The sequence below is a fragment of the Kangiella sp. M94 genome (genome assembly GCF_054926195.1).
The window spans coordinates 1,989,274-2,005,056 of record NZ_CM142903.1; the positions used below are offsets into that span (position 1 = coordinate 1,989,274).

The 15,783-nt window shown below is 45.0% G+C and carries 11 protein-coding genes; 6 read left to right on the plus strand and 5 right to left on the minus strand.

Annotated elements, in window-relative coordinates; genetic code table 11:
• Positions 1 to 96: 96 nt before the first annotated feature.
• The 3 genes from ACYTXU_RS09185 to ACYTXU_RS09195 are packed head-to-tail and all read left to right on the plus strand — an operon-like array spanning position 97 to position 4,269.
• Positions 97 to 1,311 (plus strand): NnrS family protein, encoded by a 1,215-nt coding sequence (locus tag ACYTXU_RS09185; RefSeq protein WP_462206400.1) that lies wholly within the window; start codon positions 97 to 99, stop codon positions 1,309 to 1,311.
• On the plus strand, positions 1,298 to 1,987 hold the full coding sequence (gene ytfE, locus ACYTXU_RS09190) for an iron-sulfur cluster repair protein YtfE (RefSeq protein WP_462206402.1): 690 nt from the start codon (positions 1,298 to 1,300) through the stop codon (positions 1,985 to 1,987). The genes ACYTXU_RS09185 and ytfE overlap by 14 nt, the downstream gene beginning before the upstream one ends.
• A 2-nt stretch (positions 1,988 to 1,989) precedes the next feature.
• Complete coding sequence (locus ACYTXU_RS09195; protein WP_462206404.1) at positions 1,990 to 4,269, plus strand: nitric-oxide reductase large subunit; 2,280 nt, start codon at positions 1,990 to 1,992, stop codon at positions 4,267 to 4,269.
• Between the two features lie 202 nt (positions 4,270 to 4,471).
• Here the strand turns inward: ACYTXU_RS09195 and ACYTXU_RS09200 are convergent, their stop codons facing one another.
• The 5 genes from ACYTXU_RS09200 to ACYTXU_RS09220 form a co-directional block, all read right to left on the minus strand.
• Positions 4,472 to 6,634 (minus strand): TonB-dependent receptor, encoded by a 2,163-nt coding sequence (locus ACYTXU_RS09200; protein ID WP_462206405.1) that lies wholly within the window; start codon positions 6,632 to 6,634, stop codon positions 4,472 to 4,474.
• A gap of 237 nt (positions 6,635 to 6,871) precedes the next feature.
• Positions 6,872 to 8,215 (minus strand): lysine N(6)-hydroxylase/L-ornithine N(5)-oxygenase family protein, encoded by a 1,344-nt coding sequence (locus ACYTXU_RS09205; protein WP_462206406.1) that lies wholly within the window; start codon positions 8,213 to 8,215, stop codon positions 6,872 to 6,874.
• Between the two features lie 23 nt (positions 8,216 to 8,238).
• The gene (locus ACYTXU_RS09210; RefSeq protein ID WP_462206407.1) at positions 8,239 to 10,092 is read right to left on the minus strand and encodes an IucA/IucC family protein; all 1,854 of its coding nucleotides are present in this window, start codon (positions 10,090 to 10,092) and stop codon (positions 8,239 to 8,241) included.
• Positions 10,089 to 10,712, minus strand: coding sequence for a GNAT family N-acetyltransferase (locus ACYTXU_RS09215; protein WP_462206408.1), 624 nt, complete (start codon positions 10,710 to 10,712; stop codon positions 10,089 to 10,091). Before ACYTXU_RS09215 ends, ACYTXU_RS09210 begins: the two co-directional genes overlap by 4 nt.
• Before the next feature lie 10 nt (positions 10,713 to 10,722).
• Complete coding sequence (locus tag ACYTXU_RS09220; RefSeq protein ID WP_462206410.1) at positions 10,723 to 12,519, minus strand: IucA/IucC family protein; 1,797 nt, start codon at positions 12,517 to 12,519, stop codon at positions 10,723 to 10,725.
• Positions 12,520 to 12,680: 161 nt separating this feature from the next.
• On the opposite strand from ACYTXU_RS09220, the gene ACYTXU_RS09225 reads away from it, so the two are divergent.
• The 3 genes from ACYTXU_RS09225 to ACYTXU_RS09235 are packed head-to-tail and all read left to right on the plus strand — an operon-like array spanning position 12,681 to position 15,766.
• Entirely contained in the window at positions 12,681 to 13,934 is a 1,254-nt protein-coding gene (locus tag ACYTXU_RS09225) for an MFS transporter (RefSeq protein WP_462206411.1), read from the plus strand.
• A 34-nt stretch (positions 13,935 to 13,968) separates the two neighbouring features.
• Positions 13,969 to 14,220 carry a hypothetical protein gene (locus ACYTXU_RS09230; RefSeq protein WP_462206412.1) on the plus strand — a complete coding sequence of 84 codons (252 nt, stop codon included), beginning with the start codon at positions 13,969 to 13,971 and terminating at the stop codon, positions 14,218 to 14,220.
• Positions 14,213 to 15,766, plus strand: coding sequence for a PepSY-associated TM helix domain-containing protein (locus ACYTXU_RS09235; RefSeq protein WP_462206413.1), 1,554 nt, complete (start codon positions 14,213 to 14,215; stop codon positions 15,764 to 15,766). The genes ACYTXU_RS09230 and ACYTXU_RS09235 overlap by 8 nt, the downstream gene beginning before the upstream one ends.
• Positions 15,767 to 15,783 lie beyond the last annotated feature (17 nt).

Here is a 15,783-nt window from a genome sequence, read left to right on the forward strand (position 1 = left end):
TGGAAATATATTTTTTAGTTGACGTCTTTGTTTTTACTTTTTAACATGTATACAAAATACAGCTTTAAAGACACATAAGACGATCAGGGCAAATCAGTGAACAAAGTTAGCGCACAAAATCTATTCTTTCCCGCGGCCTGCATTCATGCAGCGATAACCGCGGTTTTAACTGTGCTTGCCTATCAGTTCAGCTCCGAATGGTTATTAGCTTTTGTAGGTTTAGGCCATGCCCATGAAATGCTGTTTGGCTTTGCCTTAGCATTAATCGCTGGCTACACACTTGGACAGATTGAACCACGCTGGCTATGGGCTTTATTCGGTTTATGGCTGTTTGCCCGTATTGGCTACTGGGTCGATCCGGCAGGAGCTATCGGACAGTGGTCCAGTCCACTATTTGCTTTAGTACTGGCCTGGAAAATCGTGCCACGCTTTTTTGCCGCTAAGAAATGGCGTAATCGTATGATTAGTCCACTGTTAATGGCTATTTGCAGCGTGCCTTTAGGCTGGTTAATTTTGCGCGAAATGGGCTGGCCAGTAGCGCCAAGCCAACTATCACAAGCCATGATTCTTTTACTAGTCATGTTAATGGCGTTCATCGGAGGGCGGATAATTGCTCCAGCAGTTGCCGGTGAAATGCAAAAACATGGCATCACTCAACAAGCTCGTGTGCAACCACGGCTTGAAGCTTTAATACTTCTGCTTTTACCTGCGAGCGCCATATCTGCCCTGATCCCAGGCGCTTCGCAGGTAGCAGGAGTATTATCTATTACCGTTGCAATCGTGATTGCTGTCCGTCTGGTGCGCTGGAAAGTCTGGCGTTGCGGCGACCGTGCCGACCTAATCGGTCTTGGCATTGGCTACAGCTGGTTAGCGATTGGAACCTTGGCCCTAGGCTTTGCCATCTTCTTTGAGCTGGCAACCTACGTATTACTCCACTTCATCACTGTTGGCGCGCTTGGCACTTTATCTGCCTCAGTCATGATGAAGAATAACTTACATCAGTTTAAACACCTTCCTCAGCCAAAAATCATGATCGTCAATATTTTGGGGCTCTTGTGTTTAGCGACTGTATTTAGAGTTTTGGCCGGAGCCATAGTTGACTCCTCTCCTGGTCTGACAGGACCTAACTTGTTGTGGCTCTCGGCCCTTTCTTGGTCAGCGGCATATTTTGCCCTGGCAATCTTCCTACTTTCTTCACAAAAACAGGCATCACTGAAAAAAGCATCCGCAGCTGAAACTGCGCCCAAAATAGTTAATGCTGCTTCAGTGGTAACTCAAAGCAAAAGAGGTCAATGCCATGACAGCATTTGATATAAATTTACTGGATAAATCACTCGGTGAAATAGCCCGTGATATCCCCGGCGCTAGCGCAGTGTTATTTAAACATGGGCTGGATTTTTGTTGCGGCGGACATCAACCACTGGCAACCAGCATTCAGGAGAAAAACCTGGAACTTGATGAAGTACTGGCTCAGCTAAATCAACTAACATCACCACAGATGGAACAGCACAGCCTTAAATTCGTGCCAAATGATGAGCTCATTAACCACATCCTTGAGCGTTATCACGAAGTGCATCGCGAACAGCTGCCTGAACTCATTCGTTTAGCGAAGCGTGTTGAAACGGTTCATGGCCCACATCCTGAATGTCCTACCGGACTTGCCAGCTTCTTAAGCGATGTTGAGCAGGAGATGGAAGCGCACATGCAAAAAGAAGAGCAGATTTTATTTCCCATGATTCAGCGTGGCATGGGCGGTTTGGCGAAAAGCCCGGTCGCTGTCATGCGCATGGAACATGATGATCACGGTGAGTCTTTAGCTCGCCTGGAACAACTTGCACACCACTTCCAGCTACCGGCGGAAGCCTGCAATACCTGGCAAGCACTTTACACTGGGCTTGCCGCCTTCAAGGAAGATCTGATGAACCATATTCACCTCGAAAACAATATTTTATTTGAACGCATTGATAACTACCTTGGAGGACACTAACTATGGGTAAATATCGCAAACTCTGGTTTACCCTGATAGGTGTATTAGCGGTAACTTTCACTATCCTCGGTTATTTTGGCCGTGAAGTGTATCGCGAAGCACCCCCTATCCCAGAGCAAATTGTAACAACCGATGGTCGTGTATTAATGACCAATGAATCGATTCTTGATGGTCAAACTGCCTGGCAATCTATCGGCGGTATGCAGTTAGGTTCGATTTGGGGTCACGGTGCTTATCAGGCGCCTGACTGGACTGCTGACTGGCTACACCGCGAGTTAGAAGCCTGGCTTGAACTGGCTGCGCAAGAAGAATTTGGTGTCAGCTATGCCGAGCTGGATGGCGAAAAGCAACAAACCTTGCAGTATCGCTTAAAGCAAGATTACCGCACCAACACTTATGATCTCGCCACCGACACGGCGGTTGTATCCGAGCGTCGTGCCAAAGCAATGGCAGAGGTTAACGCTTACTATCACAAACTGTTTAGTGATGCTCCAGAGTATCGCCAGCGTCGTGACAACTATGCGATGAAAGAAAATACTTTGCCAAAAGCAGAGCGTCGCGAAGTGATGAATCAGTTCTTCTTCTGGACTGCGTGGGCTGCATCAACAAATCGCCCTGGCACTGATGCCACTTACACCAACAACTGGCCGCATGAACCATTGATTGATAATGTACCAACTTCTGAAAATATCGTTTGGTCGATCATCAGTGTCATTCTATTGATTGCCGGTGTCGGTGGTCTGGTTTGGGGTTGGGCCTTCATGCGCAAACATGATGAAGAAGATCCGCCTGCTCCAGCGCAAGATCCGATCACCACTTTCAAACTGACTCCTTCGCAAAAAGCATTAGGCAAGTACTTGTTTGTGGTCGTGGCGCTCTTTACCTTCCAGGTGTTAATCGGTGGTCTCACCGCACACTACACGGTTGAAGGTCAAGGTTTCTACGGTTTCGAAATTTCCAAGTGGATCCCTTACTCACTATCGCGTACCTGGCACATTCAGGCAGCCATGTTCTGGATTGCTACTGGCTTCCTGGCAGCGGGTTTGTTCCTGGTCCCCATCATCAACGGCGGCAAAGATCCTAAACACCAAAAGCTTGGCGTCAACATTCTATTCTGGGCCTTGGTTGCAGTAGTCGCGGGTACCTTCATTGGTAACTACTTAGCCATCGCACAAATTCTTCCTGAGAATCTGAGCTTCTGGTTGGGTCACCAAGGTTACGAGTATGTGGATCTGGGTCGACTATGGCAATGGGGTAAATTCCTTGGCATCGTCTTCTGGCTATTCTTAATGTTGCGTGGTATCACTCCAGCATTGAAAAAACCGGGCGATAAAAACTTACTGGTGCTGTTAACTGCTTCAGTGGTTGCCATCGGCTTATTCTACGGTGCAGGCTTCTTCTACGGCGAAAGAACTCACATCTCTGTGATGGAATTCTGGCGCTGGTGGATCGTTCACCTGTGGGTTGAAGGCTTCTTCGAAGTGTTCGCTACCGTATCACTGGCCTTTATTTTCCACAGCATGGGTCTGGTCAATCGTTCAACCGCTACCGCAGCAAGTATCGCGTCAGCTTCATTGTTCCTGCTCGGCGGTGTTCCCGGCACCTTCCACCACTTGTACTTCTCAGGCACAACAACTCCTGTGATGGCAGTGGGCGCGACCTTCTCTGCGCTGGAAGTTGTACCTTTGATTGTGCTGGGTTATGAAGCTTGGGAAAACTATCGCTTGAAAACTCGCGCAGCCTGGATGGACAACATCCGTTGGCCATTAATGTGCTTCGTCGCGGTTGCCTTCTGGAACATGTTTGGCGCAGGCGTACTCGGCTTCATGATCAACCCACCGGTATCGCTCTACTATGTGCAAGGTTTGAACATGACTCCTACTCACGCACACGCGGCATTGTTCGGGGTCTATGGATTCCTGGCAATTGGTTTTGCCCTGCTCATCCTACGCTACATCCGTCCGCACATGGTGTTCGACGAAAGGCTGATGAAAACAGGTTTCTGGTGGCTAAACATCGGCTTGATGATGATGTTACTAACCAGCTTACTGCCTGTTGGCCTGATTCAGTTCTACGCCAGCGTCAGCGAAGGTTTCTGGTATGCACGTAGCGAAGCCGTTATGCAAAGCGACCTGCTTTACACCTTGCGTTGGATAAGAACTATTGGTGATGTGGTCTTCATCGTCGGTGCTCTAGCAGTTACCTGGCAGGTGATTAAAGGACTGCGTGAACCAGCTGAAGGTCTTAAACCAATTGGTAAGCCGATTGAAGAAGGCGCATAGATGTTAAATCAATAACAACACTCTTCACAAAACTTGAGGTGCCAATTGGCACCTCTTTTTTTTGTCTGTGATTACCCTGTAGGGGCGACCTGCGGTCGCCCTCATCTTCTGTGCCAGGACTCATTCCACCCCTTTTCTGCAGGCAAAAAAAGCTTAACCAAAACGGTTAAGCTTTTTAATAACTAGCAACTTTTAATTCTATCTAGTAATTAACTGTCCAATTAAAGGTATAAGTTCTACCACGTCCCTGGAAATTAAATAAATACTCTGGACCATAAGCTGGCGAATAGAAAGCTGTAGCACGTTGGCCCCAGACTGTGGTGTATTCTTTATCCAAAAGATTGGTAATACCCAGGCTAAACTTGCCGTATTCAGTTTCAGTATTTAGGGTAAGGTCAAAAGTTGTATAACCCACAAGTTCACGACCCGCATCATCTTCCATGTCGAATGCATGGTTAGCTTGCAAACGTGCTGTATAGTCTATATTGCTCCAACCAAAGTATGCAGTTGCTGATGGAACCGATGCGTAGCGAACATCGCGTTTTTGCCAGTCACCGTTAGCATCTTCCTGCTCTGAACGAACCCAGTGCAAAGTTGCGCCAGACTCAAAACCATCATCGAAGTAACGAGTAATGGCTCCCTCAAAACCGTAGTCACGCGTTTTATTATCAACAACAATGACATTGAGGTTTGCATCATTAGTTACGGCTTTATCTGACCATGAATAATACAATGAAGTTTGTGCCTGCCAGTTATTCCCTAATAAGCGCCAGCCCAGTTCAAATTGATCGGTTTCAACAGCAGTCAGTGGATTATCATTAACGTTCACATCCGGACTTTTACCATAGTATTTAGCTGGATCAGGAAGCTCGAAACCTTGACTGAAACGGAACCAGGTTTGGTGCTCATCCTGACGATACATAATGCTGGCGTTGAATAGGCTGGCATCATAATCATTACTACCGCCCGGAATTAAAACACTGAACCTCTGACCCATCGAGTCATAACTGTATTTATCAAAATCTTTAACTGTGACATCCATTTGTTGCTGGCGTAAACCTGCGCCCAGCTTCCAGTTTTCATCCAAAGTCCAGTCAGTCTGCACAAACCCTGATAAACCATCCACTTCATAGCTTGGGTAACGAGGCTCAATACGCGACTGATTTTGCACCAGGCCGCCGGTGGCGTCTGTGGTCGGTAAATCAAAGAACATCTGGTTCGCATCAAATTCTTCAGCATCAAAATCCACCCCATAAGTCATGCGGAAATTGTCGCTGAATTCAGCATCAAATAGTGCTTTAAAACCTGATAGCTGGGTGTTTTGTTTGGATGCACCGAACTCAATCGCATACCGCATTTCTGCCGGCATCAGTCGAGGGTATGGAAAGGCGCTGAAACTTGACTCTTCATTACGATAAAATGCCTGAAGATAAAAGCTCTGACTCAATAAATCAGTATGATGGTACTGAGCATTAAACATTTCACGATCCGTTGCCGGAGCACGGTCGGAATCAAAACCATCTCGAATCCGCGCACCGTCCAGACTGCCTATAGGTGCCGCATCGATATTGGGGAAATAAACCCCACGATCACCGCGGAACTGTGAACGATAAACCTGAGCATCTAAATCTAATGACTGCTGTTCATCAAGTTTAAAGCTCAAACTACCAAGTACATCAATCGTGCGATTGTCCTGCAAATCGGTTTGCGTAATATCTGGGAATACCTCAATACCCTTGCCATCATAAAAACGACCATTATCTTCATAAGCCACGCCCAGATAACCCTGCACATCCTGGCTACCACCACTGACTGATTGTTTCACGCGATGAGTCATGTCGTTACTATCATTAAAACCCGTAGTGAAACCAAGCTGAGTGGTCATTTCAAGACCATTGCCTGAACCTTGTCGGGTCACAATGTTGATAATACCGCCGGTTGCACCACCACCGTATAAACTGCTAGCGCCAGAAATCACTTCGATACGTTCGACATTAAATGGATCAATGGAATCAAACTGGCGAGAAAGCCCGCGTGAATTGTTAAGAGAAACACCATTGATGAGAACCTGTACACCACGGCCGCGCAGATTCTGGCCATAGTTGGTACGCCCTTGTGGTGCAAAATCCAGGCCCGGAACCAGTTTGCCAAGCATGGTTTTAAGATCAGCGCCGGTTTCCAGCTGTTGCTCAATGCTATTGCGATCAACAACCCAGACCGAGCTTGGTATTTGACTGATGCTGGTTGGAGTGCGCGAGCCAACAACCACCATCACTTCATCAGCAGATGTTGCCTCATTTGCCTGTAAACCCGTCGATACGCTAATTGCCACTGCGGCCAATGCAAAGCCTTTTATCACTTTCATGTTGCTACCCTGTATAACTTTATTGTGAATGTGGCGCGCATTTTACAGAGAGATACACTACATGTAAATGATAGTGATTCGCATTAGCGTTAATATTTAAGGTGTCAATTAAGCAGAAACATAGGATGGGTTAACGTCAGTGTAACCCATCGCTGTGTTATGACGGTGTGGATTGATGGGTTACGCCTACGGCGGGTCTGCCCCTTTGGGTATAACCCATTCTATAACAGCAGGCTACTAAGCGCTTAACCTTTGCTCAAGCTCACTCTGCTGTTGTGAATTACCCCACTCTACAAATGAGCAGTTATCACTCAGCTCAAAAATCTCCCGCCCCGCCAAATCATTGACAATGGTCGCTGAACGCCAGCACATCAGACTCATCTGCGGTTCAGATATTCCGTGTGTATATCGGCCAGCATTAACCGCATAGATTTTATTGTGACTCGGCCCATCCCATTCGATGGAATAATCCCGATTTAAGGCAAACTGCTGATCGGCAGTGATCTGCAATCGATCTTTCATAGACTCAAGGTAAGAAGGAATGACATTCTCAAACCCAGTGGCCAGAATAATCACATCGCTGTGAAAATCTTCATGGCTGCCATCAAATTTATTATGAGCCTCAAGTAGATAGTCATTAGACTTATGCGCAGCTATCAGATCGCGGTTTGGAGCCAAACGATAATTCTTATGCTCACCAGCAACCTGCTTCTCATACAGCGTTTCATAAATAGCCTGCAAGGTTGTTTCCGAAATTCCATCAGAAGCCAGTTTTTGCTCACCAACAATATCCTGCTTGGTGCCAGAAGGCAGTGGGAAAAAACTATCAATATAGTTTGGAGAAAACCATTCGTTGGTAAAGCAGGTCTCGTCCATGGGCAGAAAGTTACTACGTCTGGATATCCAGTTGACTTCAGACGGTGCCCCATCATGTCCCTGTAGCAAATGCAGGAATATCTCTGCACCACTTTGGCCACCACCAATTACTGTCACTCGCTTGCCACTAAAATCACGTGGAAGACTTGCCATATTGATGGCATGGAAACAATTGTGCTGGTCATGCAAATGATTGACAGCTTGAGGAATATGCGGCCGCTTACCCGTTCCCAGACACAGATTATTAGCTGCAACCACTTCTCCTGTGCCAGCCAGTGTCACCTCGAAATGGTCATCTTTAAAATCAACCGACTTAATCCCTTGATCAAAGTTTAAGTACTCAATCTGCTTGCTAACCCATTGCAGATAGTCATTGTATTCATGGCGACTTATCGCTGGGCGTTCATTATTTAAAAAAGCATAAAAGCGTTTCTTACTGACCAGGTAGGAAAGAAAACTAAAGGGACTCTGTGGATTCACTGCCGTCACTAAATCCTTTAGAAATGACGTTTGCAAATAGGTGTTAGGCAACATCATTCCAGGATGCCAATTGAAGTGACTTTTTTGGTCAAAAAAAGCAACATCCAGCTCGTCTATATCATGACATAAAGCGGCAATTGATAAATTGAAGGGGCCAATGCCGATTCCAACTAAGTCTTTTATATTCATTTTGTTATGTCTCTGCTTATGAGTCTGTCTATTCATGGTGGTGTTCCTGTGATGCATTATTATGGAGCGCTATAATTAATATGAGTATTCGCACTCTTGGTGGGGTGTAAGGGTTGATAATCCTGTGCCGCAGATCTTAGCAAGGCTTCATGCAGCGGATTGTTAAGGTCTTTGGCTAAAGCAGGAAGTGGGCGTTCGGCATTGTCCTGGTAGCCAATCTTGAAACGAACCGAGTTCAAACAAATGCGTTCGATCTTTGGTCGAAATAAATCAAACCATTCAAATCGCTCTTGGTATTGAGGATATGAAGCCTGGTAATCAGCAATAACGTCTGCCAATAGGCCATAAAATTCCTGCTCATTGAAATTTAGCTGCTCTTCAGCAATTGGAGATAAGAAGCGATAGACACTAATAAAGTGTCCGGTTAACAAATCGTGGATTAGGTGCTCTTTTGGCAGATGTGTCAGTAGCGATTTCACGTCCTCTGCAAGATCCGACTGTTCGGTAAGCCTTTCATTCAGCAACCTCAAGTCACCATGAAAATCTTTAATCGCTATAGCGTGCGGAACCCAGTTCTTAAGATAAACCACCACATTCTGGCCATGGGCAATAACGCCGACACCATACTTAACCATCAGGTGATAAAGCGGTACCGACATCACCTCAAACAATCTTTGTAACCAGTCTGCTGTGCTTAAACCGCTTGCAACAATCATTTCTCGAATCAATGAGTTTCCATCGACATCCCTTTGCAGCAACGCTGACAATAGAAAATGCTGCTCACTTGAAGATTGCACTTTGCTGACAGAAGATTCGCGCCAGATACAACCCAGCATCTCATGGTAGCGATACGGTGCTTGTCCTATCTGTTGCTGATAATCGTGCCGTACAAAACAGCCGGCGCTTTCTTGCTGAATGCGGAAGCCTCTATCATTCAGCAATGGATCCCTTGCAGAGATATTCGTCAGCCACTGCGAGATATGGTGACCAGCAGCAATAAACCGCTCTGGCACTCCGCGATAGCAGGAGGTATTCAGTATGGTAATCGCCAACTTTATATCAAACTGATATGGACGACTGACATTTGATAAGGTTCTGATCGATTGCTGGGGTTGATAATAGTCCCCGGCCTGTCCTAAATGAATCAGTAAGTTGTTTTGTATTGCCCACTGAAATTGCGGATTGATTTTGTGCTGATATTGCCATGGATGGCATGGGATAACTTGATAATCATCTATATGAGCATCTAAACCAATCTGTACTGTTAACCTCTTAACAAGTGTCTGGTAATCCTGCTCGCTCATCATTGATAGCAGCAAGCCATGATGATTGATGTCATTACCATAACCGGCAATCAACAGACTGTTATGCACGGCTAGATACTCTAGCTGGAATGACTGGAGTGACTCGGGCGCATATTGGCGATTGTCACTAATGCCCCAGCCTAAACGGCCTCTATTGGCAATAATTTTAGGATGCGCATCGAGTAAACCTTGAAGCCGTACTTCATCCAGTTGCAACAGTTCTTGTGCGCTGTAACTTTGAAGCTTTATCAGTCGTTCAAACTCATTACTTAAAGTATTCTGTACATCTTCCAACCAGTTGGCAGCGATAATATCGTCAACCTGCAAGGCATGTTTTAAGTCTAAGCACAGTTGCAACGCATCAAAGTGTGGAACGCCATTCCGGGTTATGCTTTGATGATTGATTACCAGTGAATCCCAAAGCGTATACTTGGCTTCAAATTCATAAACGGCATCACTTAATTCAACTCGGTAACAGTCTCCCTCACTGACGGTAGCTTCTAACTCCTGTTCATAGATTAATTCTGAAAGAGTACGTGCCATCATCTGTTGATTAGCCAACTGCCACAACTCAGTTTTAATGTGATTGGTTATAGCTGAGCGAATCATAGCTTAACCTCTTCATAAAAACGCTCTCGTTCGCACACTAATAAGGCGGCTCGTTTATGAGGAAAGTCGAACTCTTTGACCTTTTCGAAAGGGGTATGCGCTAGATATTTTAGAATACCGGCATTATCGGCTCTTGGTTCACCAACAATACGCTGGGTTCTTGGATCATCTTTGAAGATAAAGTCATTCACCAGATTTAACCAAAGCATGGTGTTGTGCTTTCCAAGGTAATTCTTATTGCCGATCAATAAGTGATAACCTCGATCATAAGGTGTGGCATCACAATAAGGTGCTATCCGATCAAAATAGGCCCAATAGATTTCAAAGTAAGCGCAAGGTTCATCGTTGATGTAACCAATGACCGGTTCAACCTGAGGCTCTTTTTCCAGCTTCTGCAAATACTCTCTTAGCTCATCCTTTGTTTGATTTAACTCCCAGAACTCATAGACATAGGGCTGATTATGCCAATCATGAAAAACTTCCAGATGTTCTTCTATACTTAACCTTCTCAACTTGAATGAATTAGCTGTTTTCACATCGGCGTACTCATAAAGCCACTCATTCGGATAGGTTTTAAAAGGTTTTTCAATCATTTCGGCAGTATTATTTATCGTGTTCATTGTTACTCCTCTATGCTGCGTTTGTTTTAACTTTTATTTCAGTCAACAAAGGATTATTGAGCTTGTGATAAATCGCGAAAGGATCAGTCATGGTGTTTTCATTGATAGCGTGCAAATTGCAAAAGAAATTACCCTTCGACCAGATGTCAGTACTGGTTAGCAAATAGTTAACCACGCGTGGATCGGGCAGTTCTTCTTTCTTTAGTTGCAATAGGAAATCACGATAGATCGACTGGGCCTTTTCTTCTGATATTAAGTCGGTAAGCGTTAAGCTACTGATGGTGTTAAAGCAGGCATTGACCATCAGATAGTAGGCGAACAGGTAAATCACCATGTCATCCTCAAAAAGATTACCGCTGCTCGCGGTGTCATTGAGTAATACTTCACCGTAAAGCTCTTTCGATAACGTCGAAAAGCCGGTGCCCTGACAATCTCTGAAATAAGTTTTAATGGGCATTAACTGTTCATCAAGTTGCAACACAATATTTTGCTGATGCGCACCAAACAGTAAGCCATACTTAGCCTGTGCGACAATAATTGGACGAATGGTTCTTTGTAAGAATTGCTCTAGAAATTGCTGTGCGATAGTGCTCGGATCTCGCCCTTCATCTGCCGCAAGTTTTCTTATACGTAAGCTGAGTCGATTATCCGGACTATCGGCACAATCCTGTAACAAGCCGGATAATACTTCGATATTATCCGCTGGACTTGAGTGTTTATAAAAGGGATTTTGTCGCCAAATGATGGCAGTGCTATCCAACACTTTTCCGGATGGAGCTTGTAGCGCAATACTGATTGGTTCACGCATCACTGAAAAAGTATCCAGCTCTTGTTCCATCTGTTGCGCCTTCTGTGTGGATAATACCTTTTCGATGACTTGCCCACGGATCATCTCTTCGGGCTGTAAATGACGAATCGAGTTAGTCAGCTGTGTGGTTAATGAAAACTTAAGCATCCAGGGTGAATCTTCCTGATATAGACTACGCAAGGAAGAAGTCGCACGCCACTGTTTGCCCTTATCACCCAGATAGACCAGCGTCTTATCATCAATAAAGTCTTTCAATTCAGGGTTATTGAGCCATTGTTTCGCCTGCCACGGGTGACAAGGGATCAGCAAATAATCCTTATCCAGATTATTCATCAGCAGGGTTAATTCAAAGTCATCCCTTATTAACTCCTCGCAGTATTTTTCAATCGGCTTTTGATTTCCCGCAAACACATACAAGTTGTCTCGGCTCACGGCAAACCAGGAGAGTTGAAAGCTGTTGCCATATTCAGGCACATAAATTTCCTCATCCAGTTCACTAAAGCCACTGCGTGACTTGGGACATGGATGGATCGAGTGCCCCACCAATAAGCTTTGCTCACTTTCAATAAAGCTCAACTGATCATGATAGATCGTGCTTAAGTCGTTACCTCGATAGGACACCACTTTCAAAATATTGTGCTGGCTCTCTTTGGCGCGCTGTAAGATTTTGTGCAAATTGGTCTGGTCAGGCTCACCCAGTTTTGGGTTATAGAACACCTCAGGGTGGTTGGCGAGATTCGCCAATAAATCATCAAATGAAACTTCCGTGGTTTGTTGCTTATCATCGACAATAAATCCATGCGCATGAAAATAACTTCTTCCAAATCGGGAATATTGAATCAGTGGTAAATATAGAACCTGCTGATTATTCAACTGACAACAATAGCCTTCACGACAGTCAGTCCTGGCTGATATTTCAGCCGGTAAGTCCACAAATTGCCAGGATTCAAACTCTCGTACTAAGGCGTTCAAGAAACAGTTGGCGCCAGAATCAAACATAGTTTTTCCTTTTTTCTTCAGCTAAGTTTTGTAAATTGATGTTCTGATTATGGGGCACACAATAAAACGAATGAGAATCATTATCAATAGCAAATGATTACTATTTGTGATAAATTCCCACTTTCTTTGAATCCATTCAAATTGTATTTCAGAAAAAACAAATGAGTTCCGTAGATTCTAAAACTGCCTTATCCACAAAACCGGTCTGGTTATTACTGCCTGTATTGATGGGACTTTTTCAAAGCTCATTGATAGCAGCAACTCCAACTTTCATCAGCGTCACCGGGCTCAGCACACTCCAATGGTCACTACTTTTGTCGATGCCCACTTTGTTGTTCCTGCTGTTGTCGCCGCTGTGGGGGAAATGGGCAGATCGAATTGGAGCTAGTTACCTGATTCGATATTCGGCTGTAGGTCTTGGGTTATCCATTGTCAGTCTGGCGGCCGTGTGGTGGCTGGGAACAGCTTTCGCTTTTGTTCCCGCTCTTTGGTTCGTCGCTATAGCTGTGACCCGTATCCTTTACGGCATCAGCGCCAGTGGTGTTATGCCACTATGTCAGTCGCTGGCTATTAACGACACTCAACCGTCAGATTCAACTGGCAAAGCTGAAAGTGGCGATAGGTCACTCAAGAACCTCGGATTAGTATCTGCTTCACTTTCTACTGGACGATTAGTAGGCCCGTTAGTTTTAATTGCGGTGCTTTCGAAACTCGATTGGTTATTAGCTTTATACAGCCTGCTAGCGATTCCGTTAGTGTGGCTCATCATCCAATACAGCCGCAGACATGCAAAGAAACAGAATCCCAAAACTAACCGTAGCGAAACTATTCCAGTAAAACTGGCGCCTGTTCTCCCCTATCTGGTCATGGCATTTTGCGTCACATTGTTTGTAGGCTATCTACAATTTGTATTGGGCCCCTTGCTGTTGGATTGGTTGGGAGATGCCAAGCAGGCGACCATGACCATGAGCATTGTTTTAACGCTGGTTGCCACTAGCGCTTTACTCTGCCAACTGCTGATCGTTAAGCACTTAAATTGGCGTTCGCCTTTTTTGTTAGTTGGCATAGCCTTGACCATGCTCGGAGCAACTCTGACTCTGTCAGCCATTAATAGCGTGATGGCTTTAATGTTAATTATGGTTCCGGTTGCCGCTGCCATAGCATTGATAACCCCAATCTATACACGCTCAGCCATGGCCCAGTGTGACGAAGGGAAAGGACAAATCAGCGGCAAACTGGCGGTGTGTCATACGGCGGGATACCCTCTTGGCAGCTTATTAGCTGGCTTATACTATCCCGCATTTGAGATCTGGTGGTTACCATTAACATTGATTGCCTTCACCTTGGTGTGCGTGACCTTAATCATTTTATGGTCAGCACAGTCAAAAAATAAACCCATTGCTGAATGCCAATAAGCAAAGCGATTATTAGATATTAGGAATTATCATCATGTTGAGAACTTTAAATACCAGCTTGCTGGCTTTTCTGGTTGCAACAGCCATCTGTGTGCTGATGGTTTTGTTTATGCCTGTCGAGCTGCACAACAAACTACTGCTGACCGTCGTTTTAATCGTTCCTATCTGGTTAGCAATCGCCTTATGGGTCACTCAGAAAAATAATATGAAACGCGTTCTAGTGACTCAATTGTCGGCACTGGTTATTTTGTCCATCACCATCACTCTAGGGCTTATTTATGGCTAACTTAAACCACAAGAAAAACAAAAAGTTTTCCATCAATATTCAAAACTTCACCCGGGTACATCGCCAGGTTGGCATTCTTTTTATGCCATTGCTGCTCATCATCGTACTCACGGGTCTCTGGTCATTGTTCCGCGCTGAGTTATTGCAGTGGCAGTTTCCTCAATATGACTTGCCACATACCAGTTTTCAGCAGAATGAAGAAGCAAACGATACAAGCTCCTCCGCACTGACAGCTCGAAAGAGTTTGCAGGAACTTATTGATATTGCCCGTAATGACTATGACTTTACCTTTAATGATTTCAGTATTCACGACAAAGAGCGCTTCGGTAATTTCCTACTCTTTTTCAACAAGTCCAATGGCCATGAAACCATGCTGTTTATCGACCCGGTAACAGGTAAAGCATTAGATTCTAGCCAGGCCAGTTTTAGCGAAACCGTTTATGATCTGCATTTGAAATTGTTATTGCCCAGCTCATGGGGCAAATATCTGGTTGGTTTAATGGGACTCCTGTTGACCTACTTAATCGCAACAGGATTCTTGGCTCATAAAAATATCGGCAAAAACTTTTATCAATTACGACTGCATAAAGGCAGACAAATTTTCACCACCGACCTGCATAAACTAGTCGGCAACTGGAGTCTGGTTTTCAGTGCCTTAATGGCGATTACTGGCGCACTGCTCGGTATCTTTATGCTCATTCTTCTGGTGTTGGCAATGGCAGCTTATGGTGGCGATGTTAAAGCGCTATTCGCTGATTTCTTAGGAACCCAGCCTTCGCCGGTGGGCGGTGTAGTTGATTATATGTCGCTGGACTCGCTGTATCAGTTAGCCTCGCAGCAATGGGACGGCTATAAAATCAGCGTCATAGAAATACATAACTATGCCGACCCTGCAATGCGAGTGACTTTTGAAGGCGAGCTTATGAACGGCTTTCTAACTCAGCAACATGTTACTTTTGATGCTATCAATGGTGGCGTTACTTTTATCACCGACTTTACCGATAAAGGTGCGGGCGGTTATATGTATAGCGTCTTACCCAGTCTTCACTTTGCCAGTTTTGGCGGCTTATGGCTTAAGCTTGTCTACTGGTTTTTAACGCTGATGCTTCTTTTGGTTATGGTCACGGGGATCACCATCAAATCACTGCGCTTAAGGAACCAACCTTTTGCTGTTGCAGACAGGATTGCTATTTCGTTAAGCCAAACTGTCATACTGGCAGCATCGATTGCAATACTCTTTGGCACAGTGATTACGGAAATCATCAATCCCGGAAATTATGCAACCTTGGTCATACTGACATTGATTGCCCTTGGCTACACCATACTATCCTATACAATCAGCAGTAGAACATTGTTTTCTGAGCGTCCATGGCTCAATAGCATTGCGCTGGCAGGTTACTTACTTCTGCTGACCAGTATTACCGCTTTGATACAAACAAAGCTACTGGTTATGTTGCTGTGTCTAACGCTCGGCGGTCTATGGTTGTTAACGCAAAAGATCGGAACAATGGTGGCACGCTCGGGTAAGCAGACAGCTATAGAATAACTAAACAGAACACATCA

Bases quoted from the DNA above. Each gene is read 5' to 3' on its own strand.
- ACYTXU_RS09200 (WP_462206405.1), bottom strand. From the start codon at position 6,634: ATGAAAGTGATAAAAGGCTTTGCATTGGCCGCAGTGGCAATTAGCGTA.
- ACYTXU_RS09195 (WP_462206404.1), top strand. From the start codon at position 1,990: ATGGGTAAATATCGCAAACTCTGGTTTACCCTGATAGGTGTATTAGCG.
- ACYTXU_RS09220 (WP_462206410.1), bottom strand. From the start codon at position 12,519: ATGTTTGATTCTGGCGCCAACTGTTTCTTGAACGCCTTAGTACGAGAG.
- ACYTXU_RS09225 (WP_462206411.1), top strand. From the start codon at position 12,681: ATGAGTTCCGTAGATTCTAAAACTGCCTTATCCACAAAACCGGTCTGG.
- ACYTXU_RS09235 (WP_462206413.1), top strand. From the start codon at position 14,213: ATGGCTAACTTAAACCACAAGAAAAACAAAAAGTTTTCCATCAATATT.
- ACYTXU_RS09205 (WP_462206406.1), bottom strand. From the start codon at position 8,215: ATGAATAGACAGACTCATAAGCAGAGACATAACAAAATGAATATAAAA.
- ACYTXU_RS09230 (WP_462206412.1), top strand. From the start codon at position 13,969: ATGTTGAGAACTTTAAATACCAGCTTGCTGGCTTTTCTGGTTGCAACA.
- ACYTXU_RS09215 (WP_462206408.1), bottom strand. From the start codon at position 10,712: ATGAACACGATAAATAATACTGCCGAAATGATTGAAAAACCTTTTAAA.
- ACYTXU_RS09210 (WP_462206407.1), bottom strand. From the start codon at position 10,092: ATGATTCGCTCAGCTATAACCAATCACATTAAAACTGAGTTGTGGCAG.
- ytfE (WP_462206402.1), top strand. From the start codon at position 1,298: ATGACAGCATTTGATATAAATTTACTGGATAAATCACTCGGTGAAATA.